Consider the following 24,952-nt stretch of genomic DNA (forward strand, 5'->3'; position numbering starts at 1 on the left):
GTGGGCCGGGCCTCAGCCCTCGAACATCTCCCGCACGCGCGTGGCGAGCGCGTCCGGATCGAAGGGCTTGGTGATCATCTGCATGCCCGAGTCCAGGTAGCCCGTGCCGAACACCGCGTTCTCCGCGTAGCCCGTCATGAAGAGCACCTTGAGCCCCGGGCGCAGCTCGCGCGCGGCGTCCGCCAGTTGCCGCCCATTGAGCCCCGGCAACCCGATGTCCGTCACGAGCAGGTCAATGCGCTTCTTCGACTGCACCACCTTGAGCCCCTCGGGCCCATCCGCCGCCTCGATCGTCCGGTAGCCCAGCTCCCCGAGGATCTCCAACACCAGCTCGCGCAGGAGCGGCTCGTCCTCCACGACGAGCACCGTCTCGCCCTCGGCCCGCGCCGCCACCGGCGCCCCCGCCACCGCCCCCTCCTCGGGCGCCTCGCCCAGAAAGCGCGGCAGGAAGAGCGTCACGCTCGTGCCCTTCCCCACCTCGCTGTCGATGCGCACGTGGCCCTCGGACTGCTTGGCGAAGCCGTAGATCATCGACAGCCCCAGGCCCGTGCCCTGCCCCAGCGGCTTGGTGGTGAAGAAGGGCTCGAACGCCCGGGCGATGACATCCGGCGGCATGCCACTGCCCGTGTCCGTCACGCGGATGCGCACGTACGCGCCCGGCGCCAGATCCCTCGTCGCCGTGGGGTCGCCCGCCTCCAGCCGGGTGTTCTCCGTCTCCAACGTCAGCCGCCCCCCGGATGGCATGGCATCGCGCGCGTTGATGACGAGGTTGAGCAGCGCGTTCTCCAGCTGGTGCGGATCGCACAGCGTGTGCCAGAGCCCCTCGGCCGGGCGCACCTCGAGCTGGATGGAGGGGCCGATCGTCCGGCGCATCAGCTCCTCCAGCGACACGATGAGCGCATGCGCCTCCACGGGCCGGGGCTCGAGCGGCTGACGCCGCGAGAAGGCGAGCAGCCGGTGGGTGAGCGCCGCGGCGCGGTTGACCGAGGCCATGGCCGAGTTGATGTAGCGCGGGGCCTGCTCCACCTGCCCCAGCTCCAGCCGCTTCTGGAGGATGGACAGCGAGCCGAGGATGCCGGACAGCAGGTTGTTGAAGTCGTGCGCGATGCCGCCGGTGAGCTGGCCCACCGCCTCCATCTTCTGGGCGTGGCGCAGGGCCTCCTCGGCGCGTCCGCGCTCGGCGATCTCCGACTGGAGCCGGGCGTTGGCGGCGGCGAGCTCGTGCGTGCGCTCGGCCACGCGCGTCTCCAGGGTCTCGTTGAGCACGCGCAGCGAGTCCTCGGCGGCGCGCCGCTCGTGCACGTCCTCCGTCATGCCGTACCAGCGCAGGACGTCCCCCTTCGGGCCGCGCAGGGGCAGGGCGCGCGTGTGCATCCACCGGTAGTCCCCCCGCAGGATGCGCATGCGGTACTCGGCCTCGAAGGAGCCCGTGGAGGAGATGGCCCGCGCCCACGCCGCGGACACCGACGCGCGATCGTCCGGGTGCACCAGGCGCAGCCACCCATCTCCGAGCGCCGCCTCGCGCTCCATGCCCGTCAGCTCCACCCAGCTCTCGGGCAGACCGGTGATGCGGCCCTCGGGGTCCGCCGTCCAGGAGATCCTCGGCGCGAGCCGCACCAGGGCGGACGGGTCGATGCCCTCCCCGGGAGGCCCCACCCACGTCCCATTGGCCTCCGCCCACGCCAGTGCCTCGCGCAGCCGCGCGTTCTCCGCCTCGAGCGCGGCCAGTCGCCCGCTCGGCGCCGTGTCCATTGGAGTACCCACGGATTTCTAAAGAACACCGGGCACCGGGTCCGTCAAGCGAAGGGGAGGGGCGAAGTCCCACTCCGCCGGAAATCAGTAACAGCGGGGCCCCCGGGCGGCGCTCAGCCCACCGGCTCGGAGCCCTCCTCCAGCAGCTCCGAGAACGGGGAGCCCTCGAGGCCCAGGGCCTTGGAGAGGGCCTCGAGCTTCTCGAGTTCCCGGCGGAGTGCGCGGTGGTGATTGCGGCTCTTGACGAGGCCCTCGCGTCCGAAGAGGCGCAAGGCCTCGTCCCGGCCGAGCCGCCGCGTGGCCACCGCGAGGACGAGCCCGCGGAAGCCGTCGGCCAGGTCCAGGTCGAGCGCACCGGGCCCACGTGCTTGAGCCGCGCTGACGAAGGCACCCGCCGCCGTGCTCAACAGCTCGGTGAGCGGCTGGGACACCGGCTCCGACTCGTAGCGCAGGGACCGCTCGAAGTGGTGGACCTCCAGGGTGAGCGCCTGGGCGTCCTCTCCACGGTCCACCAGGGCGAGCGCGTAGGCGCGGCGCACGATGTTGTCGAGCTGACGCAGGTTGCCCGGCCAGGACTGGGTGATGAGCAGCCGCTCCGCCTCGCCCGTCAACCGCACCTGTCCCTCCGGGAAGCGCTCGCGGTGGCGGCGGTCGGCCATGTACCGCGCCCAGCGCGCGATCTCGTCCCGCCGCGCCTCGAGCGGGGGGAGCGAGATGGGCAGGACCTTGATGCGGTAGTAGAGGTCCTCCCGGAAGCGGCCCGCCCTCACGCCAGCCTGGAGGTTGGCGTTGGTGCCGATGATGAAGCGCACGTCCGCCCGCCGCTCCGCGCCGCTGTCTCCCAGCCTGCGGTAGGCGCGCTCCTCCAGCACGTGCAGCAGCCCCGCCTGCGCCTTGAGCGAGAGCTTGTCGATCTCATCGATGAAGAGCGTGCCACCCCCGGCGCGGGCCACCGCCCCGGGGTTGTCCCCCACCGCGCCGCTGAAGGCGCCCTTCTTCCAGCCGAACAGCTCGGCCATCTGCAGTTCCTCGGGAACCGTCATGAGCTCCAACACCTCGAAGGGCTCGCGCCGGCGCGAGGACTGCTCATGGCACCAGCGGGCCAGCCGCGACTTGCCCACGCCCGTGGGCCCCGAGATGAGCAGCGTCTCCTCCTGCCGGGCGAAGACCTTGAGCGCGGGCAGCAGGCTGGCCAGCGCAGCGCCCACCACGGGCAGGTAGCCATCCCCCACCTGCTCGCTCGGGCGCGGCGGCAGCGCGGTGAGGTGGGGCGTGGCCAGGTGGGCCAGGAGCTGGAGCCGCTCGCCGCACTCGCGCCAGATGAAGTCCTGGCCCACGGCCGCGGGGCACTCCGCCTCCAGCGAAATCATTCCATGCAGCACCCGGCCCGGCCCCAGCAGTGGCAACACGTCCACGTGCGTGACGTGCCGACCCGCGAAGCGCTGCTGGCTCTCGATGCTGTTGAAGGCGCGGCCCGCGGGCCCCAGCTCCGACTCCCCCAGCGGCAACGCGCCCTCCTGGTGCGGCGTCAGCACGCCCAGGTTCACGTCGATGAAGATGGCACAGCGGCGCTCCACCATCAGTTGCCACGCCGTGGCCGAGGCCAGCAGCGGTGTCACCATGCCCGCCACCGCGTCCGCCCGGCCCGCCGCCTCCGGGGGCCGCCGCGCCGCGTCCGCCTCCAGCACCGCCAGGCCCCGGTAGCCCTCCTCCGGCCGCAGGTGGATCATCCCCCGGATGATGCGGCCCCGCGCCGCGTAGCGGCTGGCGGCGAGCGTCTGCTCCGCCAGCTCGAGCACCAGGCGCAGCGTGGCGCGGGCGGCCTCCTCGAAACTGCCGGCGTCCATGAGCATGGCCATGAGCCGGACGGCCGGGTCCTGCATGGGACTCCTCCTGGGAGATGGACTCGCCGCGAGCGGGGAGCAGGAAGCACGGGGGAGCGAGCGGAGACGCTCCGGCAAGCGTGCCGGTAGAGTGGTGTCCGTATCCTAACAACGGCCCCCGGGATGGGAAGACCCGGGGCCGGGCGCCTGACGTGGGAGACGCATGAGTCACTCGGGGACGGACAGGGCGGAGGCCACGGCGGGCGGGGCGCGGGACGCACTGGTGGGCCGCCGCTACGAGCTCCTGGACATCGTCGGCCGCGGAGGCATGGGCATCGTGTACCGCGCCCGGGATCGGCTGGGCGGGCCCATCGCGCTCAAGCGGCTGCACCGCTCGCTGGGGGACGTGGTGCCCGAGGACGTGCTGGACTCCCCCACGGTGACCGTCTCGCGCGAGCTGGCCCGGGACCTGGCCGCGGAGTTCAAGGCGCTCACCTCGCTGCGCCACCCGCACGTCGTGCAGGTGCTCGACTACGGGTTCGACGGCGAGCTGCGGCCCTACCTCACCATGGAGCTGCTGGCGGGGGCCAAGACGCTGGTGGAGGCGGGGCGGGAGCAGCCCCTCGCGGTGCAGCTCGAGCTGCTGGTGCAGCTGCTGCAGGCGCTCGCGTACATGCACCGCCGGGGCTTCATCCACCGGGACCTGAAGCCCGCCAACGTGCTGGTGGTGGACGGGCAGGTGAAGGTGCTGGACTTCGGCATGGCCCTGGCGCGCGAGCGGGACGAGCCACGCATGCCGGCGGGCACGCCGGGGTACATGGCGCCCGAGCTCTTCGAGGGAGCGCCGGCCTCGGAGAGTTCGGACCTGTACAGCGTGGGGGTGATGGCGCGGCGCATGGTGGCGGGAGCCCAGGGGCCGGAGCCGCGCCTGGCGGAGATCCTCCGACGGCTGCTGGCGGCGGACCGGCGCGAGCGCTACCAGCGCGCCGAGGAGGTGCTGGGGGATCTGCGGGAGGTGGGCGGCCAGCAGGTGCGGCTGGAGACCTCGGCCACGCGCGAGAGCTACCTGCGGGCGGCGCGCTTCGTGGGCCGGGAGCGCGAGCGCGAGCAGTTGGAGCAGGCGCTGGAGCGGGCCTTGGCTGGCCAGGGGGGGGCGTGGCTGGTGGGCGGGGAGAGCGGCGTGGGCAAGTCGCGGCTGGTGGAGGAGCTGCGCACGCTGGCCATGGTGCGGGGAGCGGTGGTGCTGCGGGGCCAGGCGCTCAGCGGCGGAGGCAGCCCGTACGAGGAGTTCCGGCGGGTGCTGCCCTGGCTGGCGCTGCTGACCGAGCCGAGCGACGCCGAGGCCAGCGTGCTCAAGTCGCTGGTGCCCGACCTGGAGTCCCTGCTGCGGCGGCCCGTGCCGCAAGCGCTGGAGATCTCCGGCGACATCGCCCAGGAGCGCCTGATGGGCGTGGTGGAGGCGCTCTTCGAGCGGCTCGGCCAGCCCACCCTGTTGCTCCTCGAGGATCTGCACTGGGTGCGGGCCGAGTCCACGCGGCTGCTGGCGCGGCTGTCCGCGCGCGCGGCAGCGCTGCCGCTGCTGGTGGTGGCCACGTACCGCGACGACGAGCGGCCCGAGCTGCCCCGGGAGCTGCCCACCATGCGGGTGATGGACGTGCCACGGCTCGGGGCGGAGGAGATGGCGCGCCTGAGCGAGTCGATGATCGGCGAGGCCGGCCGCGCCCCCCAGGTGCTGGAGCTGCTGCGGCGGGAGACGGAGGGCAACCCCTTCTTCCTCGTGGAGGTGGTCCGCGCGCTGGCGGAGGAGGCGGGCCGGTTGGATCGCATCGGAGCCGTCCCCCTGCCGGAGCGGGTCTTCGCCGGAGGCGTGCGGCAGCTCATCCAGCGGCGGCTGGACAAGGTGCCGGCCTCGGCGTGCGAGCTGCTGCGGCTCGCGGCGGTGGTGGGCCGCCACCTGGACCTGGAGGTGCTGGGGGCCAGCGCGCCCGGGGTGGACCTGACGCGCTGGCTGGAGGAGTGCGCGGGCGCCGCGGTGCTGGACTTCGCGGACGGCCGGTGGCGCTTCGCCCACGACAAGCTGCGCGAGGGCCTCCTGGCGAGCCTGCCGCGGGAGCAGGCGCGGCAGCTGCACCTGCTGGCCGCGCGCTCCATCGAGGCGGCGCACCCCGGCGCTCCCGAGTGGCTGGCGGCGCTCGCCCATCACTGGGGCCAGGCGAACGACCCGGAGCGGGAGGCCCATTACGCGCAGCGGGCGGGAGAGCAGGCCATGTCCGTCCATGCCTGCCACACGGCCATCCCCTTCTTCCAGCGTGCCCTGGAGCTCGCCCGGACGAAGGCGGCGCGGGGGCGGCAGCTCGGCCAGCTCGAGGGACAGCTGGCGGAGGCCTTCTACCTCATGGGCGACATGGACGCCTGCGCCACCCATGCCGCACGGGCCCTGGAGAACCTGGGCTGGCCGCTGCCCGCGAGCGCCCTGGGCTGGCGCCTGGGGCTCGCGCGTGAGCTGCTCGTGCGGCTCGCGCAGACCGCCCTGCCCGGGGCCTTCGCGGAGCGCTCACCCGAGCCCCGCCAGGCGCGCATCTCGGCCGGGCACCTGATGACACGGCTCAGCGAGCGCTACGTCTTCCGGCAGGAGGCCCCGCGCGTGCTCTGGTCGACGCTGCGGCTGGTCAACCTGCTGGAGCCCGCGGGACCCTCCGCGGACCTGGCACGCGCCTACGTCATCCTGGCGACGCTCCTCAATGCCCTGCCCGCCACGAGGTCGAGGGTGGACGGTTGGTGCGAGCGGGCCGTGAGCACGGCCGAGCGCGTGGGGAGCACGGACAGCTTGATCTACGTGCTGGTGCGCCGTGCGGTGTGTGGCATCGGCCAGGCCCGGTGGAGCGAGGTGGCGGTCTGGGTGGAGCAGGCCCGGGGGCTCGCCAGCACCGCCAGGGATTTCCGCCAGTTCGAGCAGGGCTGCAGCATGCTGTTGAATTCGCTCTACTACCAGGGCGGCTTCCGCCGGGGTGTCGACGTCTCGTATGAACTCGAGCACTCCGCGCGAAAGCGCGAGGCCCTGCAGAGCTTGTACTGGGGACCGATGCTGCGGGCACGCTGCCTCGTTCGCCTGGGCCACACCGGGGAGGCCCTCCACGAGCTGGAGCAGGTGCGGCCCTGGTACGAATCCCATGCGAGCGCCGTGGAGCAACTCCTGCTCCACGGCGCGCTGTCCCTGGCACTGCTGCATCACGGGCAGCGGGAGCGCGCGCTCGAGGTGGCGGCCCGGGGGCTGACGCTGCTGAGGGCCATGCGACCGGTGAACGGCCTCATGTTCGGCGGGGTGGGCATGGTCACCGAGGTGTATCTGGCGGAGTGGGAGCGGGTGGCGGGCAGTCCGGGCGCGGATGCACGGGAGCTGGAACGGGCGGCGAGGTGGGCCTGCGCGTTCCAGAGGACCTTCGCCCGGACCTTCGCCGTCGGAGAGCCCTTCTCGCTGCTCTGCACCGGGCAGGAGGCCTGGCTCTCGGGGCGAAGCGAGGCGGCGCTGCGGCTCTGGCAGAGCGGCATCCAGCGCGCCGTGGACCTGGCGATGCCCTACGAGGAAGCGAGGGCCCGGCTCGAGCTGGGGCGGCACCTGCCCCTGGAGTCCCCGGAGCGCGAGGCCCACCTCTGGCGCGCCAGGGAACTCTTCCAACGGCTCGAGGCGGCCGTCGATCTGGCGCGCACCGAGGCCGAGCTGACGCGAGCCCCCTGAGCCCCGAGCACCCGGCCGCGTCACGCCCACACGAGGTTTCGTCACCGGGTGACGCGGCCACGGCCTTCCCTGGAGGCGGGCCCCTTCGAGCCCACGCTGGCATGTGGGTTGCTCACGTCCTGGCTCGCCACTCCTGGCAAGACGAGGGCTACCCCGCATGGACAACTCCAGCACCTTCCCCCCCACGCGCCTGGCGTCCGCTGCCCGCCGGGCCCTGCTGCTGCTCGGCATGCTGCTCATGGCGAGCGCCCCGACGGGCTGCTCGGAGGCTCCCCGGCAGCGCAAGAACGTCAAGGAGCTCACCGCCCGGGAAAGGCGGGACTACGTCGACGCGGTGCTCAAGCTGAAGTCCACGCCCTCCCCCTATGACATCCACCTGAGCTGGTACGACCAGTTCGTCGAATTCCACAGACAGGTCTACTATTTCCGGCCCAGGGGCCAGGAGTACCAGATAGGCCACGAGAGCCCCACCTTCCTTCCCTGGCACCGCAAGTTCCTGCTCATGTATGAGCAGGCATTGCGCGAAGTGAGTGGCAAGGACATCACCCTGCCCTATTGGGATTGGACCGACGAGGCCAGCACCCAGGCTGTCTTCTCCGAGGACTTCATGGGTCTCGGAGGTGTCGAGGAGCAGGACTACGCGGTGCTCCGTGGCCCCTTCCGCATGGACACCTGGACGCTCCACGTGCTCCCGAAGGATGGGACCACGACCTATCTGGTCCGCGCGACCCTCGAGGACCGGAGCCAGCTCCCCACGGACGAGGACATCAGCGCGTGCCTGGCGCTGCACACCTACGACGCGCCGCCCTGGGACAAGACCGCTGGCACCGATGTTGGCACCGACGCCGGCACCGACGCCGGCACCTACAGCTTCCGCAACTGCCTGGAGGGCTGGAGCCATGCGGGCACTTCGCACGCCCACTCGTCGGACGCCCACCTGTCGGAGGATTGCGCGCCGGACGCCTCCGTGCCGGACGCCTCCGTGCCGGAGCCTCGAATGCACAATGGCGCGCACGTCTGGGTGGGCGGCATGCTCTCCAAGGACGGGAAGACCATCGTCGGCAGCATGGCGGCGTTCGATACGTCTCCCAATGACCCGGCCTTCTTCCTCCACCACGCCAACGTGGATCGTATCTGGGCGCAGTGGCAGCGGAGCCACGGCATCTCCTATGTCCCCGGCGATGGCAGGGAGGGCTGGAACCCGCCTGACTCCTTGTACCCCTTCGACAAGCACCCGGACGACCCGCGGGTGAGGAAGTACGGCAACACCGTGGGCGACATGCTCGACGTGCGCGAGCTGGGCTACGAATACCAGGAGCCCTGAAGCACCCGAGGTGACGCGCGAGGTGCGAGCCCACCAGGCGCCGCGGCAGCGGGCGGGCTCACACCACGGCGAGCGGCTCGTTCCCGGCGTCCAGCACCTCGCGCAGGCGCCGCAGGCCCCGCTCGAGCAGCACACGCGTGCGCGGCGTGCCGATGCACACCCGCACCGCCGCGGGCACCAGTCCCGGCCCCACGCCGAACAGGTCCGCGCTCGTCACCGACACCCCGTGCCGCCGCGCCTGCGCCGTGAACGCCTCGCTGCGCCGCCCCTCGGGCAGCCCGAGCCACAGGTGGTAGAGCGGAACGGACTCCTGGCAGCGCACCCCCGCGCCGAGCACCGCGCGCGCCAGCGCCTGGCGCTCGCCCGCCTCGCGCCGCTGGGCCACCACGAGCGCGTCCGCCGTGCCGTCCTCCACCCAGTGCGAGAGCACCTCGGCCATGAGCGGCGTCGTCATCAGCGAGGCCAGGCCCACCTCCTCGGCGAGCCGCTCGCAGCGCGCCCGCGCCGGCCCCACCAGGTAGCCGATGCGCAAGCCCGGCGTGAGCAGCTTGCTCACCCCGGCGATGAAGTAGCTCGACTCGGGCAGGAAGCACGCGAGCGGCGGCGGGCGCACCGAGGGCAAGAGCCCATACGAGTCGTCCTCCAGCACCAGCACCCCATGGCGGCGCGCCACCTCGGCCACCTCGCGCCGCCGCGCCTCGGACATCACCGCGCCCGTGGGGTTGTGACACGTGGGCTGGAGGTAGAGCAGGCGCACCGGGCCCGCGCGGCACGCCGCCTCCAGCGCGTCCGGCAGGAGTCCCTCCGCGTCCATCGCCAGCCCCTGCATCCTCAGCTGGAAGCGCCGCGCGAGCACCTTGATGCCCGGGTAGGTGAGCGCCTCGGTGGCGAGCACGTCGCCCGGCTGGGTGAGCGCCGCCAGCGCCACCTCCATGGCGTGCTGGCCTCCGGCGCACACCACCACCTGCTCGGGGCGGATCGACAGCCCGAAGCGCCCCGCCCACGCCGCGCCCGCCTCGCGGTGCCTCAGCGCCCCCGCCGCGGGCTGGTAGGTGAGCAGCTCCGCCAGCCGGGGCGAGCGGCCCAGCTCCTCCAGCGACGCGCGCAGCGCCTGGCTCGCCGGGTCGCCCTCGGGGGTCGCGGGCGCGTTGATGCTCAGGTCCACCAGCGAGTCCTCGTCCGCTTCGCGGGCCTCGGTCGGCGTGGGCATGTGTGTGGGCGAGGCCTTGTCCCGCACGTAGGTGCCCCGGCCCACCTCCCCCCGCACGAGGCCCCGCTTCTCCGCCTCGCCATAGGCGCGTGTCACCGTACCCACGGTGACATTCAGCCGCTCGGCCAGCTCCCGGTGCGTGGGCAGGCGCGTGCCCGGCAACAGCCGCCCGGCCTCGCGATCCTCGGCCAGCGCGTCCGCGATCACCCGGTACAGCGGCCCCCGGCGGCCCTCGAGCCTCGGCGTCCAGCTTGTCTCGGTGACAATCGATACACTTGACGACGGTTGGAGTCCCACGTAATCGATTGTCTCGATTCCGGCGCGACTTGTCACGAAATTGCGTCGAAACCGTCCCGCCCCCCTTCAGCTCTAGAGGAGCCGCAGCATGATGCCCATCGAGGTCCAGCGCGCCGCCGCCCTGAAGCCCAAGCCCGCCGCCACGGACGTGCTGGGCTTCGGCAAGCACTTCACCGACCACATGTTCCGGATGGACTACGCGCCGGGGCAGGGGTGGCACCAGGCGCGCATCGTGCCGTACGGGCCGCTGGGGTTGGATCCGGGCGCGGCGGCGCTGCACTACGCGCAGTCGGTGTTCGACGGGGCGAAGGTGTTCCGGGGCCGGGATGGCCAGCTGCGCGCGTTCCGGCTGAAGGATCATTGCGCGCGCCTGGCGGCGAGCGCCGAGCGGCTGAGCATGGCGGTGGTGCCGCCGGAGCTGGCGCGCACGTGCATCGAGGCGCTGGTGAAGGAGGAGGCCGCGTGGGTGCCGAGCGCGCCGGGCACGTCGTTGTACGTGCGGCCGGTGGTGATCGCCTCGGAGGCGTTCCTCGGGGTGAGGCCGGCGGACAAGTACATCTTCTTCGCCATCCTCAGCCCGGTGGGCAACTACTTCAGCAACGGGGCGGAGCCGGTGCGCATCTGGGTGGAGCAGCGGCACACGCGCGCGGCGCCCGGGGGCCTGGGCGGGGCGAAGGCGGCGGCCAACTACGCGGCGAGCCTCCAGGCGTCGGTGGAGGCCAAGAAGCGCGGGTATGCGCAGGTGCTGTGGCTGGACGCGCTGGAGCACCGCTACATCGAGGAGGTGGGAACGATGAACCTCTTCGTGCGCATCGGGGAGGAGATCATCACCCCGCCCCTGGATGGGACGTTCCTGCCGGGCATCACGCGGGAGAGCGCGCTGACGCTCTTGCGCGACTGGGGCATGAAGGTGAGCGAGCGCAAGCTGTCCATCGACGAGCTGCGCGAGGCGCACGGCGAGGGGGCGCTGCACGAGGTGTTCGGCACGGGGACGGCGGCGGTGATTTCGCCGGTGGGCGGACTGGGCTTCGAGGAGGGCGAGCTGAAGATCGGCCAGGGCCGGGTGGGCGAGGTGTCCCAGCGGCTGTACCACGCGCTCACGGGCATCCAGTACGGCACGCAGCCGGACCGGCACGGGTGGATGACGGTCATCGGGTAGGACGCCGGAGCGCCCCGGGGCGTGCTATCCCCGGAGCATGAACCCGGACGTGCTGCTGGAGACGCGCGGGCCCCTGGCCCTGGTGACCCTCAACCGCCCCAAGGCGCACAACGCGCTCGACCTGGGGATGATCCGCGCGCTGCACCCGGCGCTCGAGGAGTGGGCGGGGCGCCCCGAGGTGAAGGCGGTGGTGGTGCGCGGCGCGGGGGGCCGGGCGTTCTGCGCGGGTGGGGACGTGCGGGCCGTGGCCGGCACGCTGGACACGCCCGTGCCCGGGGAGCAGGAGCCGCTCTCGCGCGCCTTCTTCCGCGAGGAGTACCGGCTCAACCAGCTCATCCACCACTACCCCAAGCCCTACGTGGCGCTGGTGGATGGCATCTGCATGGGCGGGGGACTCGGGCTGAGCCGGCATGGCTCGCACCGCGTCGTCACCGAGCGGCTGCTCCTGGCCATGCCGGAGACGGGCATTGGCCTGTTTCCCGACGTGGGCGGGGGCTGGTTCCTGCCGCGCTTTCCGGGCGAGTCGGGCACGTACCTGGGACTGACGGGCAACCGGTGCGGCGCGGCGGACGCGCTGTGGCTCGGGTACGCGACCTGTCGCGTGAAGCATGAGCGGCTGGACGCCGTGGTGGAGGCGCTCGCGGCGGCGGACTGGGGCGGCGGGCCGGCGCGCGCGGTGGTGGACCGGGTGCTGGCGGACTTCACCTCGGAGCCGGGGCCCTCGCCGCTCGCGGCCCACGCGCGGGAGATCGACCGGTGCTTCGCGAGCACCCGGGTGGAGGAGATCCTCGAGGCGCTCGCGGCCGAGGGCACGCCGTGGGCGGAGGAGACGCGCGCCACGCTCGGGCGCATGTCGCCCACGAGCCTCAAGGTGACGCTGCGCCAGCTGAGGCTCGGCCGGTTCATGTCCTACGACGAGGTGGCGGCGATGGAGTACCGGCTGAGCCAGCGCTTCATGACGGTGCCGGACTTCCGCGAGGGCATCCGCGCGGTGCTCGTGGACAAGGATCAGAAGCCCCGGTGGAACCCGCCCACGCTCGCCGAGGTGCGGGACGAGGACGTGGAGGCGTTCTTCGCGCCGCTCGCACCGGGGGCGTAATCGCCTCAGTAGCCGAGATCGAGCTCCTGCGCCTCGGCGGCCAGTTCCTTCAGGACCTGCTCCTGACGCCGCTCTTCCTCGCGTTTGAAGGCGAGCAGGTCCTCGAAGCGGATGCGGCGGTGGGTGCCCGTCTTGTGGAAGGGGATCTTCCCCTGGTCGAGCAGTCCGATGAGGTACGGCCGCGACACGTTCAGCAGGTTGGCGGCCTCCTGGGTCGTGAGCTCCGCGTGAATCGGAACGAGGGTCACCGCGTTCCCCCGCGCCATCTGCTCCAGCACCCGGACGAGCAACACGAGCGCGCCCCGAGGAACGGTCACGGCTTCCTTCACCCGGGGATCCTCGGGCCGTAGCGTCACGTGGGAAGCGCCCCGCTTGGACGCCTTGAGCAAGGGGGACAGGAGCCGGGCCGCCTGCGCGGCCTCCTGGGCCTCGGCCTCACTGGGAGGCACCACATCCATCAAATCCAGCGCGGTTCCCATCTCTCCACTCCCTTCATATTGGCGAGTACCCCTCCTTGGGGTCCGTCAATCGCACTGCGGACATCAAGGTGCACCTTGAGGTCACCTTGAGATGCACCTCAAGGTGCACCTTACATATATATCCGCATTATTCGAAGCAAACGCAACGGCCTTGTGCTAGGAATCCGGGCGAAGCTCGGGAAGTGAAGCTCAGGGAACGAGCGGGCAGCCATAGACCAGCGCTAGACACCCATTCAATCACTGGGTAACTTGGCAAGTCATCTGCGCCTTGACTACGCCGAAGGTTCATCGACATGCCGTTCATCGTTGTCTATGACGCGTGTGTGCTCTACCCAGCACCGCTCCGGGATCTTCTCGTCCGGCTGGGACTGTCCGGTCTTTGCCAAGCCAAGTGGACACGACGGATCCTGGACGAATGCTTTCATGGCATCGCGAGGCAGCGTCCTGACCTGAAACCCCAGCAACTCGCGCGGAGCCGACAGCGGTTGGAAACCGCTATTCTGGATGTCCATGTGGAGGGGTACGAGGATCTCATCGAAAGCATTCACGGTCTGCCCGATGTGGACGACCGCCATGTCGTCGCTGCGGCTATCCGGTGTGGTGCTCAAGTCATCGTCACCTCCAACCTCAAGGACTTCCCCGCTCCCGTCCTCGACCGTTACGGCATGGAGGCGCAACATCCCGACGACTTCGTCCGCAATCTCATCGGCTTGGATGAGGCCACGGTCGTCCAGATCATCCGGACACAAGCCGCGATCTTGAACGCGCCCCCGAAAACCCCCGCCGACATCCTGGAGCGACTCCACGACAATGGCCTGCCCGTCTCCGCCGCCAGACTCAAGCAACTGCTCGGTGTCTGACCGGGACTCCGTGACAGAGCGCGTTACACGATGGGAATCCGCGTCGCCCGGCCTCCCCGGGTAGGCTGCGCCGCACCTTCATGGACTCCGCTTCTGCCTCCCTGCGCAGCGTGCTCGCGCTGCTGCGGCGCAATGCCGACTACCGCCGCCTCTTCCTCGCCACCGTCGTGTCGATGCTCGGCGATTGGTTCGCCTTCGTGGCCATCAGCGGCTTCGTCACCGAGACCACCGGCCACCTGAGCGCCTCGGCCGCCGTCTACGCCGCCAGCGTCCTGCCGGCGAGCCTCCTGTCCCCCTTCGCCGGCCTGCTCGCGGACCGCATGGACCGCCAGCGCCTCATGGTCACCGTGGACCTGGTGCGCGTACTTCCCGCGCTCGGCATGCTCGCCGCCCTCCTCTGGCGCGCGCCCCTGCTCGCGCTCGTGTGCGTCGCCCTGCTCGCCGCGCTCTCCGCCTTCTTCGACCCCGTCGCCGAGGCCTCCGTCCCCAACGTCGTCTCCCCCGAGGAGCTCCCCGTCGCCCAGGCCGCGCTCGGCAGCGTCTGGGGCAGCATGCTCTTCGTCGGCGCCGCGCTCGGCGGCCTCGCCACGCTCGCCTTCGGCCGCGAGGTGAGCATCGTCCTCAACGCCGCCACCTTCCTGCTCTCCGCCTGGCTCGTGCGCGGCATCCGCCGCTCCTTCCAGCGTCCTCCCTCCTCCGACTCCCCCGCCGCCGACACCGGCACCTGGCGCCAGCTCCACGAGGCCTGGACGTTCGCCCGCCGCCACCCCATCTCCCTCTCCCTGCTCACCACCAAGGTGGGCGTGGGCCTGGGCAATGGACTCGTGGGGCTCTTGCCCGCGTTCGCCGCGCGCAACTTCGGCTCCGGGGACGAGGGCGTGGGGCTGCTGCTGTCCGCGCGGGGCCTCGGCGCGCTCATCGGCCCCTTCCTCGGCCAGCGCTGGGTGCGCGGGGATGATCGCCGCCTGTTCCTCGCGTGCGGCGTCTCGATGATCACCTACGGGCTCGCCTATCTCCTGCTGCCCGCCGCGCCCTCGATCCTGCTCGCCGCGGGGTGCGTGCTGCTCGCGCACCTGGGCGGCGGCGCGCAGTGGACGCTCTCCACCTACGGCCTCCAGGTGTCCACGCCGGATCGGCTGCGCGGGCGCATCATGGGCCTGGACTTCGGCCTCGCCACCCTGGGCATCGGCGTGTCCGCGCTCACCGCCAGCGTCGCCGCCGAGGCCGTGGGCCTCACCCGCGCCGCCTGGGGACTCGCCGGAGTGTCCCTGCTCTACGGCGCCGTCTGGCTGTGGAAGACCCGCCGGCTGTGGCGCGGCCGGCCCGATGTGCTCGCCACCTCCCGCCCCGAGGAGTGAACGGATGCCTGAACGCACCGAGGGGGCTGGAGCGCGTGTGGCTCCAACCCCCTCGGGGAACGACCGTCAGCTCGGGCTCAAGGCGTCTGCGCGGGAGGAGCCTCGGCGGGCGCGCCCTCCTGCTGAGGAGCCACCCGGTAGCCCTGGCGCGGCGGCATGTAGTCCAGACGCCCGGTGCCCCGGTTGTCGCCGCCGTAGCCCTCGGCGCAGGAGTACTCCACCGTGCGCGAGCTGATCAGGAAGGGCACCAGCGTGGAGAACGCCGCCGCACAGGAGGCGCTGGCGAGCGTATTCACGGCGGGATCATTGGAGGAGCCCCCGCACGCCAGTCCGCCCACGATGCCGCCCGCCACCCCCAGGCCCGCGTTGATGAGCCAGTCCGTGCCACTCATCCTGCTCTCCACCATGGACAGGCTCTCGCACTCGCGCCCCGCGGGGCCGGAGAGCGGCACGAGGCCACCAATCGTGAACCACTGGCGATCCGTGTACGCGGGCCCCTCGGGACGGGCCTGACTGACGACCTTCGTGGTGTAGCAGCCCACCTGGCTCGTCATCACGGCGACCACGGCGACCACGGTTCCAAGACGCTTCGACATCGTGTGTTCCCCCTCGGGAGTAGACGTGCGGCGCAATCGCGCACGGGCCCTCCGAACGAAAGGATTAATTGAATATTCACCCCTCGCGCTAGCCCCTTCGGTGGGATTGCGCCACCAACCCATCGATGGCCGTCACGATGAAGCCCATGACCACCAGGAAGATGCCCGCGTCGAAGAGGACGGAGGTGTGGAATTCCAGCGTGCCGAAGTGCGTCACGGCGCCACCCGGGCGCGGGTAGTGCGTCACCGGCGCGGCCCCCCACAGGAGCGGCCCGAAGGCCACGCCCAACAGCAGCAGCAGGCCCACGCCGGCCACCTGGGGCGCGTAGCGCACGCCGGGCAGACGCCGCGCCTCTTGCCTCCCGCTCGCCACGTACTGCAACAGCACCGCGAGCGCCCCCAGCACGCCCGCGCCGAAGCTGTCCCCGGCCTCCACATAGCCCTTGAGCCACACCGCCACCGCCACCACCAGCGCGGGCAGCAACACCACCCGGGACGTGGTGGGGATGAAGGATTTCATTCCGCGCGCTCCCCGGTGAGCAGGTGGATGATGCCCAGGAGCACCACCACCATCACCGACGTCTCACCCACCGTGTCCAGCCCCCGGAAGTCGGTGATGATGGCCGACACCACGTCCCGGGCGTGCGCCGCCTCCGTCCACGCCACGTGCGCGCCCACCACGCGCGTCTCGCGCAGGTGCGTCAGCGCGTTCCACGACGTCGCCATGGCGCTCGCCCCCGCCACGCCCGCGAACACCCAGTCGCGCCAGCGCGTGCGCGTGGCCTCCACCTGCGCGCGCTCCTGGCTGTGGCGCGGCAGCCGCGAGAGCAGCGCGAGGAAGAGCAGCGTGAAGGTCGTCTCCACCAGCACCGCGGTGAAGGCCACGTCCGGCGCCGCCGCGAAGGCGAACACCGCCGCGAGGCTGAAGCCCACGCACGACAGCAACATCACCAGGTGCAGGTGGTTGGCCGCGCGCAGCGTCGCCACGGCCGCGCCCGCGGCGATGAGCAGCCCGAGCACCAGCGGCGCGTCCGCGAGCCCCACCCCCGGCCCCCACGAGAAGAGCGGCCCTTGGCCCGGCGTGAACACCAGCGCCGCCGCGCCGAGCAGCCCCGCGGGCACCAGCACCGCCGCCACCCGGTCCCTCAAGTCGCGCACCTCCAACCGCCGCAGCCCGTCCGACAGCGCGTCCGCGCCCGCGAGCAGCGCGCCATAGGCCCGCTCCACGCCCACCTGGGACGCCGCGCGCGTGAGCGCCTCCAGCGGGGCCTCCCACCGCCGGCGCGTGACGAGCACCCCCGCCCCCAGCACCCACGCGCCCAGCGCGAGCAGGTTCTCCGCCCGCGCATCCAGGTGGTAGGCGAGCGCGAGCGGCGCCGGGTGCCCGAGCATCTCCCCCTCCGCCGCGTCCGCCAGCGCGTTGAGCGGCCCGAGCCACACGCCGCCCAGCAGCACCCCCGCCCCCAGCACCCCCACCGGCGCCACGAGCCCCCACGAGGCATGGCCCCCGGCCCCGCGCGGCGCGCCCAGGAAGAGGCCCGTCCACAGCCGCCCGGTGTACGCGAGCGTCAGCGCCGCGCCGAGCACCCCCGCCGCGCACCACGCCCCGCCCCGCTCCACGAGCGCGCGGAAGAAGAGCTCGTCCTTGAAGAAGCCCAGCGTGAGCGGCAGCCCGGCGAGCCCCGCGGCCGCCACGGCGCTCGCGCCCGCGAGCCCCGGCAGCGCTCGCCACAGGCCCCCCACCTTGTCGAGCGACTCCTCGCCGGTGGCGTGGGTGACGGCGCCCACGGTGAGGAAGAGCGCCGCCTTGCACAGGCCATGGGCCAGCACGTAGAGCGGAGCGCCCGCGCCGCCCAGCCCCACCAGCACGAGCACGTAGCCGTACTGGGCGATGGTGGAGTACGCCAACACGCGCTTGAAGCGCCACGCGCACAGCGAGAAGAGGCTGCCCACGAGCATGGAGACGAGCCCCACCCCCGCGAGCCCCTGGAGCAGCGCGGGCGCGAGGGCGAAGACGGGCAGGAAGCGCTGGAGGACGAAGACGCCCGCGGCCACCATCGCCGCCGAGTGCAAGTAGGCGGACACGGGCGTGGGGGCCGCCATGGCGCGCGGCAGCCAGAAGTGCAGGGGCACCTGGGCGCTCTTGGCCAGGGCCCCCACCGCCACGCAGCCCAGCGCCACGGTGAGGCGGGAGCCTCCGGGAGCGCGCGCGGCGAGCCCGGACAGCTCGAAGGTGCCGCACGCGAGCCCCAGCGACACCACCCCCGCCAGCAGCACCACCGAGGTGCCCCCGGTGACGACGAGCGCCATGAGCGCCGCCGAGCGCGAGCCGGTGCGCTCCCGGTCGTAGCCGATGAGGAAGTAGCTGGCCACCGTCGTCAGGTCCAACGCGATGACGAGCAGCAGCGCGTCCCGCGCCATGACCAGGAGCAGCATGGCCCCCATGAAGGCGAGCACCCACGCGTACAGGCGCACCTCGTCGCGGCGCGGCCGGTGGCGCTCCTCGAGGTAGTGCGGCAGGTAGGCGCACGCGTAGACGAGCACGAGCAGGCCCACGCCCAGCACCAACGTGCCATAGAGGAAGGACAGCCCATCCAGCGCGAGCGACAGGTGCACGTTCCACGTGGGAATCCACGCGAACGACACCCCGGCGAAGCCCGCCGCGCGCGCCCGGAGCAAGGCGCCCAGGGCCGCCGCCGAGCAGAGCGCGCCCACCGGCCCCGCCCAGGACGGGCGCCACGCGCCCACCGCGAGCACCAGGGCCACGCCCGGCAGGACGAGCAACAACGGAAGGACGACGGTCATCTCGGGCCCGGAAGAAGGAGGGCCCCGAGGTTAGGCGCCCGGGCGCCTCGCGAGCGGCACATCTCCGGACGCGCGTGCGCTGGTGGACAGCGCCTGGGCGCGCGCGGCCGGCTGGAGCGACTCGGCCAGCAGGTGCAGCATCCTCAACTGCGAGGCGCTCAGCCCGCGCACCGCGTGCACCAGCCGGCGCAGCGCCGGCGAGGACGCCCCCAGCCCCAACAGCTCGTCCGAGTCGATTCCCAACTCCAGGCACAACCGCCGCAGCGCGAGGATGCTCGGCAGACGCTCGCCCCGCTCGATGCGGCCGTACTCCGCGGGCGCCAGCCCCACCCGGCGCGCCACCTGCGCCTGGGTCAGCGCCGCGCGCACCCTCACGGCATGCAACCGCGCACCGAGGGCCCTCACCAAGGGACGTTCAACTCGAACCGGGAGCCTGGGCATGACGAGACGGCCTCCTCGCGCGGGAGCGGACAGGGCGACGGGAACCCTCTCACCTTACTGACTTGTTACATCCTGTCAATGCGCTCTACCCATTTCCGGAGTTGACCCAACCCTCTCCCCCTTCCGAGGTATGGTGCCGCCCCGCCCGCCCGCACGCCGACCCGACCCCGGAGGTCATCGCCCCGCCTCCCCTCCTCCCAGCAGGCCCTCCCGGCACACCTCTGTAGGGCCTTGTGGGTGCGAGCCCACCGGACACCGGGTGAACGAGGGGGGGTGTCCAGTTGAGGGCCCCGCACCTATCTTGCGGCGCCTCGTCACCGAGCCGGAGGACACTTCCGCATGCACAATGACTCTCTCGCCGCCGCGTCCCACCCGGACCGGGCTTCCACCGAGTCGCAGCGCCTTCCGCCCTTCTCCGACGGGGTGACGCTCGTGGTCACCCAGGCCTTCGGCCCGGGGGGCGACAACCTGGTGGGGTTCTCCGACGTGCGCTTCAACGGCTACCCGGCCATCACCGTGCTCGTGCGCACGCCCGAGGGCCGCGAGGGACTCGTGCACCTGTCCCCCATCCACGGCGACACGCGCCGCCAGGGCTTCACCAGCATCACCGACGGCACCCGCTGCACCCTCTTGTGCCCCGTCACCCGGCGCCCCCTGGAGCGGCTGGGCGCCGTGGACGATGGCAGCGGCGCCGTCTACCACGCGCTCTACCTCACGCCCCGGCTGTCCAGCGGCCACGCCATCGCCATCTCGGACATCTGGGGCCACTTCAACTCGCGCCTCGTGGATGACGAGGCCGCCATCTCCTACTGGGCCCAGGACAACTGACGCCTCTTCAGAGCCTCCTCAGAAGCCGCCCGGCTCGCGCGGCGGCGGCGGGGGCGCCACCGGCTCCGGCTCCGGCATGAGCCGGCTCAGCTCGTCCGCCATCATGCCCAGCTGCATCGCCGTGGCCGACACGTCCGAGCCCATGCGCACGTACGTGTCCACCAGCTCCAAGAGCGACGCGCACCCCTGGGAGATGTGCGTCGTCTGCTCCGCCTGACGGTCCGCCTCGCTGGAGCTCTTCTCCATCAACTTCTGGTTCTGCAGCACCGTCTCGCGGATGGAGCGCAGCGTGGTGCGCGCCGACTCGAGCACCGGCGTGAAGCGCCCGGCCGTCTCGCGGATGTGCCCCACCGCGTGCAGCGTCTCGGACATCTGCCGCGTGACGCCCCCCACCACCTCGCCAATGCGCTGCGAGCTGCGGCCCGACTCGGCCGCGAGCTTGCCCACCTCGCGCGCCACCACCGCGAAGCCCCGGCCATGCTCGCCCGCGCGCGCCGCTTCAATCCCCGCGTTGAGCGCCAGCATGTTCGTCGCCGCCGCCATCTCCTGGATGGTCTCCACGAAGCCGTTGATGCGGTCCGCGCTCTCCTCCAGCTTCTGCACGCTCAGCGCGCTGCGGCCCACCGCCTGGCCAATGGCCGACAGGCTCGTCTCCATGCCGCTCACCAGCACGTCCACCTCGCCCGTGTAGCGCTGGGCCTCCTCGGCCTGGGTGGCGCTCACGCGCGAGTGGCGGAAGAGCGCCCCGGCCGCGCTCGCCATCTGCTCGCTCGCCGCGGAGATGCGCAGCGCCGCGGTGCGCACCAGCGCCGCCTGGTTGCTCATCTCCGCGAGCGTCGTGGACAGCGTCTGCGCCGAGCCCGCCAGCGTGCGCCCCGTCTGGAACACCCTGCCGCGCGACTCCTCCAGCTCCGCCAGCGCGCGCTTCATGTCCCGCCGCAGGTAGAACTGGCGGATCTGCCCGCGGTGCAGCGCCTCGAGCAGCAGCACCACGCCGAGCGCGCCCGCCAGGAGCGTCAGGTCCAACACGAGCGAGGCGCCAAAGGACATCGACGAGCCCATGGCGTCGAGCAACAGGTGCCCCGCGGCCAGGAGCGCGTAGTAGCCGTAGCGCCCCCCGCGGCCCACCGGCAGCACCGACGGCCCGGTGAGCACGTTCAAGAGCACCATCACCCCGTGGTAGAGCGAGCCCGCCGTGCCGATGCGGTAGAAGGTCCACTCGTTGCCGATGGCGAAGAGCGCCGTGGCCCAGAAGATGGCGGGCGGCAGCGCCTCGCGGCTGAGCAGCCCGCGCACCGACCACATCACCAGCGGCACCAGCGCCCAGGGCAGGCGCGCCAGGGCCAGCATCGACAGGGGCCGCCCACCGCCCAGGCCCGCCCAGGCGTGCAGCACATCGAGGGAAAACAACACGGCCGTCGCCGCCACGGCGATGACCGACAGCTGCCGCAGTCGGGCCGGGCCACGCGTCAGCAGGAAGTCCTCGTAGGTCTCCTGCATCGGTTCAGGGCGGGGGAGGGTGTCCATAGGAGCTGCCCCGGACCGCGTCAGCCGCGCATCCGGAAACCCCACCGTATCAGACGTGGACCGCCTCCCGTCGGCGCCATTCGCTCGCCCGTCCGCCCACCCACGGGAAGAGCACCCGCCAGGGGGCTCCCCAGGCCCACGGGCCCCCCCTCCCGGTGGGCGCTACGGCTCACTCGTGGTGCTGAACCATTCCCGTCCCGAGTCCCCCCGGCCGGACGCCCCCTTGCCCGAGCTCGGATGGGGTCCGCTCTCCCAGGCGGAGTCCTCGCCCTCGCCAGGGGGCACCTCCGTCGTCTCCAGGGCCACGTCCAGCAGGGCCACCAGGAGTCCCAGAAGACTCACCCCCGCCACCACCAGCTTCATCCTCCGCCGGCGCATCCGCTCGCGCTGCCAGTGCAGCCGCGCCGAGGGAAGCACGATGAGCTTTCCGGGGGGGCGAGAGGACATACGGCAAGTGTAGCCCAGGACCGGAGGGGTGCCGACAGACGGGCCACTCTTTTCCAGTGGGCCGCGCTCCGCATCCGCCACATCTTGAACAACGTGACGATGAACCTGGACCTCTTCCCCCCTCGGCCCCCCGCCACCCGCCCCCTCGAGCGGCTGCTCGAGGTGAGCCGCATCTACCTGGAGCCCGAGGTCGAGGAGCACCCCCGCGGCCGCGACATCCTCGCCCGCTTTCCCGACGCCGAGCGCGTGCCGGTGCGCTCGCACTGGAACATCCCCGGCCTGTACGGCAACGCGGGCAATGTCGAGGCGTGGAACCGCATCAAGGGCAGCACGCTCGTGCTGGGGCTCAAGAAGACGATGCGCTTCGAGGAGAACGGGCGCAGCGCGGACTATCTGCCCCCCTCGGCCGCCAACGGCTGCGTCATGGCGTGCGCGTACTGCTACGTGCCGCGGCACAAGGGCTACGCCAACCCCGTCACCGTCTTCGTCAACATCGACCAGATTCAAGCCGCCATCCGCCGCCACGCGCAGCGGCTCGGGCCCAAGCGCGAGCCCAACCCCGTGGACCCGCGCTACTGGGTCTACGACATCGGGTGCAACAGCGACTGCTCGGCCGATGCGGCCCTGAGCGACAACGTGAAGGACCTGGTGCGGCTGTTCACCACGCTGCCCAACGCCATGGGCTCCTTCGCCACCAAGCTCGTCAACCGCGAGCTGCTCGGCTACGCGCCCCGGGGCAAGACGCGCATCCGCTTCAGCCTCATGCCCCACGCCCAGGCGAAGCTGCTCGACGTGCGCACCAGCCCCATCGCCGAGCGCATCGCCGCCATCGACGAGTTCGTGGCCGCCGGCTACGAGGTGCACCTGAACTTCTCCCCCGTGGTCATCACCGAGGGCTGGCAGGAGGCCTATGACGCGCTCTTCCAACAGGTGGACGCGGCCCTCGGCGACAAGGCCCGCGCCCAGCTGGCGTGCGAAATCATCTTCCTCACCCACAACGAGCGGCTGCACGAGGTGAACCTGGGCTGGCACCCCAAGGCCGAGGAGGTGCTGTGGCGGCCGGAGCTGCAGGAGGCCAAGGTGTCTCAGGGAGGAGGCGCCAACGTGCGCTACCGCACCGGGCTCAAGGGCGCACTGGTGCGCGAGTTGCGCGAGCTGCTCGAGCGGCGCCTGCCCTACTGCCGCGTGCGCTACGCGTTCTGAAGCCCACGCGCGCGCGCCGGGCCTTCAGTCGCCCTCGGTCCAGGACAGGAGGAACTCGCAGGAGAAGGAGTTCACGCGCCGGCCCTCGATGCGCACGCCGCGCGCGCCGGCCTTCTTGAGCAACGCCTCGAGCAGCCCCTCGAGGTAGGCGCACGGCAGCACGTCGCGCGAGAAGTTCACCCGGGCGCGCGTGGGCCCCAGCGCCGTCACCGACAGCGGGCCGCCCTTGGGCGAGAGCATCTGGTAGGCCATGGGCAGGTTCTCGAGCACCCGCCGCGGCGTGCCCGAGGCGAGCACGTCCATCGCCTTGCCCGCCGGACTCTTCAGGAACGCCGCCGTGCCCAGATGCCCCAGCATCCGCAGCGTCTCCTGCCCCTCACACCCCCGCTCCTCCATCAGCCACGCCGCCCGCCGCACCATCCGCAGGAAGTCCACCGCCGGGTAGGCGAAGAAGTCCACGAAGTCGCGCTCGCCGGAGACCTCCTCCAGGCACGCCTCCATCGCCGCCTCGCCCAGGAGCGTCAGCATCGCGTCCTGCAGGCTGCGAAAGAACATGCCCCGCAGGGTGTCCTCGGGCCCCAGCCACGTGAGCAGGTGTCCCAGCTCCGCTCCGGTCTGAACCCTGTACGCCTCAGCTCCGAGACCGCTCATCGCGTGGACCCTCCCCAGGCCGTCCTCCAGCCAGACCGCTCCTTGACTGGTGACGACGGACCCCGCTCAGTCATTGACCGACAAATCCTGTCACACCTGAACGTCCAGGTAAAACCGTTCATCCCGACCCATTAGCCTGACACGTATCAACCCCAGCCAACGCGTCGGCCATGTCCTCCACTGTCAGTGAAACAGGACGCCCACGTCGTGCTGACACGATCCCGCAAGATGGGAAAACCCGAGGAGGGGTGGAGAGGGGTGTACCTCCCACCCTTGGAGCGGGCCGCCGGGGCGGGAAGCAGGCGGGGCGCCACGGGCGGAGTCTGGGTGGAGTGCCCCGGACGACTTCCTCCCGGCGGCGATCATCCCCAGGGTGTGGGGGGGAGAGACCCATGGCGAACTCGGACACGCAGGCGGAGATGACGTACCGGACCCTGGGGCGCACCGGGGAGAGGGTGTCGGCGATCGGCATCGGGGGCTGGCACCTCGGGCTGCCCCAGGTGGACGAGAAGCTGGCGCTGCGCATCGTGCGCACGGCGATCGACCGCGGCATCAACTTCATGGACAACTGCTGGGACTACAACGAGGGCCTGAGCGAGCTGCGCATGGGCAAGGCGCTCCAGGAGGGCTACCGGCACAAGGTCTTCCTGATGACGAAGATCGACGGCCGCACGAAGAAGGAGGCCGCGCGGCAGTTGGAGCACTCGCTGGAGCGGCTGCAGACGGACTGCATCGACCTGGTGCAGCACCATGAAATCCTGCGCTTCGAGGATCCGGATCGCATCTTCCGCGAGGGCGGCGCGCAGGAGGCGCTGCTCGAGGCGAAACAGGCCGGCAAGCTGCGCTACATCGGCTTCACGGGGCACAAGGATCCACGCATCCACCTGGCCATGCTGGAGCTGGCGCGCGAGCGCGGCTTCACGTTCGACGCGGTGCAGCTGCCGCTCAACCTCATGGACGCGCACTTCCGCAGCTTCGCCCGGCTCGTGGTACCGGAGCTGGTGAAGGACGGCATCGGCGTGCTCGCGATGAAGACGCTGGCCAACGGCGCCATCCTGCGCTCCAAGACGGTGACGCCCATCGAGTGCCTGCACTACGCGCTGAACCTGCCCACCTCCGTGGTCATCACGGGCGTGGACCGCATGGAGATTCTGGAGCAGGCCTTCGAGGCGGTGCGCACCTTCAAGCCCTTGAGCGACGAAGCGTTGCAGGCGCTCCTGGCCAGGACGCGCACGGCGGCGATGCGGGGCGAGTTCGAGCCGTTCAAGACGTCGTCCATCTACGATGGCACGGCGACCAACCCCCAGTGGCTCGGCGAGGAGCCCGAGGAGTTGCAGTCACAGATGCAGGCGTGAGG

The 24,952-nt window shown here is 71.7% G+C and carries 20 protein-coding genes; 9 read left to right on the top strand and 11 right to left on the bottom strand.

All coding sequences use genetic code 11. The features are described 5' to 3' along the window. Positions 1 to 12: 12 nt before the first annotated feature. The gene (locus F0U63_RS48180) at positions 13 to 1,752 is read right to left on the bottom strand and encodes an ATP-binding protein (RefSeq protein ID WP_395842144.1); all 1,740 of its coding nucleotides are present in this window, start codon (positions 1,750 to 1,752) and stop codon (positions 13 to 15) included. A 113-nt stretch (positions 1,753 to 1,865) separates the two neighbouring features. After that, the gene (locus tag F0U63_RS48185; RefSeq protein ID WP_395842146.1) at positions 1,866 to 3,635 is read right to left on the bottom strand and encodes a sigma-54-dependent transcriptional regulator; all 1,770 of its coding nucleotides are present in this window, start codon (positions 3,633 to 3,635) and stop codon (positions 1,866 to 1,868) included. A gap of 163 nt (positions 3,636 to 3,798) precedes the next feature. Here F0U63_RS48185 and F0U63_RS48190 point away from each other — a divergent pair, with 163 nt between their 5' ends. Together F0U63_RS48190 and F0U63_RS48195 are read left to right on the top strand one after the other, a co-directional pair. Continuing rightward, positions 3,799 to 7,311, top strand: a complete 3,513-nt coding sequence (locus tag F0U63_RS48190; protein WP_395842149.1) for an AAA family ATPase — start codon at positions 3,799 to 3,801, stop codon at positions 7,309 to 7,311. Positions 7,312 to 7,468: 157 nt separating this feature from the next. Further along, positions 7,469 to 8,635 (top strand): tyrosinase family protein, encoded by a 1,167-nt coding sequence (locus F0U63_RS48195; RefSeq protein ID WP_395842151.1) that lies wholly within the window; start codon positions 7,469 to 7,471, stop codon positions 8,633 to 8,635. A gap of 58 nt (positions 8,636 to 8,693) precedes the next feature. On the opposite strand, the gene F0U63_RS48200 is transcribed toward F0U63_RS48195, so the two are convergent. Then, positions 8,694 to 10,142, bottom strand: coding sequence for a PLP-dependent aminotransferase family protein (locus tag F0U63_RS48200; protein ID WP_395842154.1), 1,449 nt, complete (start codon positions 10,140 to 10,142; stop codon positions 8,694 to 8,696). Positions 10,143 to 10,230: 88 nt separating this feature from the next. Between F0U63_RS48200 and F0U63_RS48205 the strand changes: the two genes are divergently transcribed. Together F0U63_RS48205 and F0U63_RS48210 are read left to right on the top strand one after the other, a co-directional pair. Continuing rightward, positions 10,231 to 11,301, top strand: a complete 1,071-nt coding sequence (locus F0U63_RS48205; protein ID WP_395842156.1) for a branched-chain amino acid aminotransferase — start codon at positions 10,231 to 10,233, stop codon at positions 11,299 to 11,301. Positions 11,302 to 11,338: 37 nt separating this feature from the next. After that, positions 11,339 to 12,400, top strand: a complete 1,062-nt coding sequence (locus tag F0U63_RS48210; RefSeq protein ID WP_395842158.1) for an enoyl-CoA hydratase/isomerase family protein — start codon at positions 11,339 to 11,341, stop codon at positions 12,398 to 12,400. 5 nt (positions 12,401 to 12,405) lie between these two features. Here F0U63_RS48210 and F0U63_RS48215 read toward each other — a convergent pair whose 3' ends face one another. Continuing rightward, on the bottom strand, positions 12,406 to 12,879 hold the full coding sequence (locus tag F0U63_RS48215) for a helix-turn-helix domain-containing protein (RefSeq protein WP_395842160.1): 474 nt from the start codon (positions 12,877 to 12,879) through the stop codon (positions 12,406 to 12,408). A 293-nt stretch (positions 12,880 to 13,172) separates the two neighbouring features. Here F0U63_RS48215 and F0U63_RS48220 point away from each other — a divergent pair, with 293 nt between their 5' ends. Further along, positions 13,173 to 13,739, top strand: coding sequence for a PIN domain-containing protein (locus tag F0U63_RS48220; protein ID WP_395842163.1), 567 nt, complete (start codon positions 13,173 to 13,175; stop codon positions 13,737 to 13,739). An 80-nt stretch (positions 13,740 to 13,819) separates the two neighbouring features. Continuing rightward, positions 13,820 to 15,097: an MFS transporter gene (locus tag F0U63_RS48225; protein WP_395842165.1), complete on the top strand. Its 1,278-nt coding sequence runs from the start codon at positions 13,820 to 13,822 to the stop codon at positions 15,095 to 15,097. Between the two features lie 77 nt (positions 15,098 to 15,174). On the opposite strand, the gene F0U63_RS48230 is transcribed toward F0U63_RS48225, so the two are convergent. The 4 genes from F0U63_RS48230 to F0U63_RS48245 form a co-directional block, all read right to left on the bottom strand. Continuing rightward, a complete protein-coding gene (locus F0U63_RS48230) occupies positions 15,175 to 15,693 on the bottom strand; it encodes a hypothetical protein (protein WP_395842168.1) in 519 nt (172 codons plus the stop codon). Positions 15,694 to 15,781: 88 nt separating this feature from the next. Continuing rightward, complete coding sequence (locus tag F0U63_RS48235) at positions 15,782 to 16,213, bottom strand: MnhB domain-containing protein (RefSeq protein ID WP_395842170.1); 432 nt, start codon at positions 16,211 to 16,213, stop codon at positions 15,782 to 15,784. Next, on the bottom strand, positions 16,210 to 18,498 hold the full coding sequence (locus tag F0U63_RS48240) for an NADH-quinone oxidoreductase subunit L (protein ID WP_395842173.1): 2,289 nt from the start codon (positions 18,496 to 18,498) through the stop codon (positions 16,210 to 16,212). Before F0U63_RS48240 ends, F0U63_RS48235 begins: the two co-directional genes overlap by 4 nt. 30 nt (positions 18,499 to 18,528) lie before the next feature. Further along, positions 18,529 to 18,903 carry a helix-turn-helix transcriptional regulator gene (locus F0U63_RS48245; RefSeq protein ID WP_395848543.1) on the bottom strand — a complete coding sequence of 125 codons (375 nt, stop codon included), beginning with the start codon at positions 18,901 to 18,903 and terminating at the stop codon, positions 18,529 to 18,531. A 375-nt stretch (positions 18,904 to 19,278) separates the two neighbouring features. Here F0U63_RS48245 and F0U63_RS48250 point away from each other — a divergent pair, with 375 nt between their 5' ends. Continuing rightward, on the top strand, positions 19,279 to 19,767 hold the full coding sequence (locus F0U63_RS48250) for a hypothetical protein (protein WP_395842176.1): 489 nt from the start codon (positions 19,279 to 19,281) through the stop codon (positions 19,765 to 19,767). Between the two features lie 18 nt (positions 19,768 to 19,785). Here F0U63_RS48250 and F0U63_RS48255 read toward each other — a convergent pair whose 3' ends face one another. Beyond that, positions 19,786 to 21,294, bottom strand: coding sequence for a methyl-accepting chemotaxis protein (locus F0U63_RS48255; RefSeq protein WP_395842178.1), 1,509 nt, complete (start codon positions 21,292 to 21,294; stop codon positions 19,786 to 19,788). 162 nt (positions 21,295 to 21,456) lie between these two features. After that, positions 21,457 to 21,741, bottom strand: a complete 285-nt coding sequence (locus F0U63_RS48260; RefSeq protein ID WP_395842181.1) for a hypothetical protein — start codon at positions 21,739 to 21,741, stop codon at positions 21,457 to 21,459. A 99-nt stretch (positions 21,742 to 21,840) separates the two neighbouring features. Here F0U63_RS48260 and F0U63_RS48265 point away from each other — a divergent pair, with 99 nt between their 5' ends. Further along, positions 21,841 to 22,944, top strand: a complete 1,104-nt coding sequence (locus F0U63_RS48265; protein ID WP_395842183.1) for a spore photoproduct lyase family protein — start codon at positions 21,841 to 21,843, stop codon at positions 22,942 to 22,944. A 24-nt stretch (positions 22,945 to 22,968) separates the two neighbouring features. Here the strand turns inward: F0U63_RS48265 and F0U63_RS48270 are convergent, their stop codons facing one another. Next, positions 22,969 to 23,595 carry a TIGR02265 family protein gene (locus F0U63_RS48270; RefSeq protein ID WP_395842186.1) on the bottom strand — a complete coding sequence of 209 codons (627 nt, stop codon included), beginning with the start codon at positions 23,593 to 23,595 and terminating at the stop codon, positions 22,969 to 22,971. Between the two features lie 392 nt (positions 23,596 to 23,987). On the opposite strand from F0U63_RS48270, the gene F0U63_RS48275 reads away from it, so the two are divergent. Beyond that, positions 23,988 to 24,950: an aldo/keto reductase gene (locus F0U63_RS48275; RefSeq protein ID WP_395842189.1), complete on the top strand. Its 963-nt coding sequence runs from the start codon at positions 23,988 to 23,990 to the stop codon at positions 24,948 to 24,950. The last annotated feature ends 2 nt before the right edge of the window (positions 24,951 to 24,952 follow it).

It is taken from the genome of Cystobacter fuscus, assembly GCF_044360685.1.
GTDB classification, from domain to species: Bacteria; Myxococcota; Myxococcia; order Myxococcales; family Myxococcaceae; genus Cystobacter; species Cystobacter fuscus_C.

What these genes read in the sequence shown, in the direction of transcription:
- F0U63_RS48230 (WP_395842168.1), bottom strand. Translation starts at nt 15,693, where the DNA reads ATGTCGAAGCGTCTTGGAACCGTGGTCGCCGTGGTCGCCGTGATGACG.
- F0U63_RS48190 (WP_395842149.1), top strand. Translation starts at nt 3,799, where the DNA reads ATGAGTCACTCGGGGACGGACAGGGCGGAGGCCACGGCGGGCGGGGCG.
- F0U63_RS48205 (WP_395842156.1), top strand. Translation starts at nt 10,231, where the DNA reads ATGATGCCCATCGAGGTCCAGCGCGCCGCCGCCCTGAAGCCCAAGCCC.
- F0U63_RS48185 (WP_395842146.1), bottom strand. Translation starts at nt 3,635, where the DNA reads ATGCAGGACCCGGCCGTCCGGCTCATGGCCATGCTCATGGACGCCGGC.
- F0U63_RS48215 (WP_395842160.1), bottom strand. Translation starts at nt 12,879, where the DNA reads ATGGGAACCGCGCTGGATTTGATGGATGTGGTGCCTCCCAGTGAGGCC.
- F0U63_RS48195 (WP_395842151.1), top strand. Translation starts at nt 7,469, where the DNA reads ATGGACAACTCCAGCACCTTCCCCCCCACGCGCCTGGCGTCCGCTGCC.
- F0U63_RS48250 (WP_395842176.1), top strand. Translation starts at nt 19,279, where the DNA reads ATGCACAATGACTCTCTCGCCGCCGCGTCCCACCCGGACCGGGCTTCC.
- F0U63_RS48180 (WP_395842144.1), bottom strand. Translation starts at nt 1,752, where the DNA reads ATGGACACGGCGCCGAGCGGGCGACTGGCCGCGCTCGAGGCGGAGAAC.
- F0U63_RS48275 (WP_395842189.1), top strand. Translation starts at nt 23,988, where the DNA reads ATGGCGAACTCGGACACGCAGGCGGAGATGACGTACCGGACCCTGGGG.
- F0U63_RS48235 (WP_395842170.1), bottom strand. Translation starts at nt 16,213, where the DNA reads ATGAAATCCTTCATCCCCACCACGTCCCGGGTGGTGTTGCTGCCCGCG.
- F0U63_RS48210 (WP_395842158.1), top strand. Translation starts at nt 11,339, where the DNA reads ATGAACCCGGACGTGCTGCTGGAGACGCGCGGGCCCCTGGCCCTGGTG.
- F0U63_RS48260 (WP_395842181.1), bottom strand. Translation starts at nt 21,741, where the DNA reads ATGTCCTCTCGCCCCCCCGGAAAGCTCATCGTGCTTCCCTCGGCGCGG.
- F0U63_RS48255 (WP_395842178.1), bottom strand. Translation starts at nt 21,294, where the DNA reads ATGGACACCCTCCCCCGCCCTGAACCGATGCAGGAGACCTACGAGGAC.
- F0U63_RS48220 (WP_395842163.1), top strand. Translation starts at nt 13,173, where the DNA reads ATGCCGTTCATCGTTGTCTATGACGCGTGTGTGCTCTACCCAGCACCG.
- F0U63_RS48240 (WP_395842173.1), bottom strand. Translation starts at nt 18,498, where the DNA reads ATGACCGTCGTCCTTCCGTTGTTGCTCGTCCTGCCGGGCGTGGCCCTG.
- F0U63_RS48225 (WP_395842165.1), top strand. Translation starts at nt 13,820, where the DNA reads ATGGACTCCGCTTCTGCCTCCCTGCGCAGCGTGCTCGCGCTGCTGCGG.
- F0U63_RS48270 (WP_395842186.1), bottom strand. Translation starts at nt 23,595, where the DNA reads ATGAGCGGTCTCGGAGCTGAGGCGTACAGGGTTCAGACCGGAGCGGAG.
- F0U63_RS48265 (WP_395842183.1), top strand. Translation starts at nt 21,841, where the DNA reads ATGAACCTGGACCTCTTCCCCCCTCGGCCCCCCGCCACCCGCCCCCTC.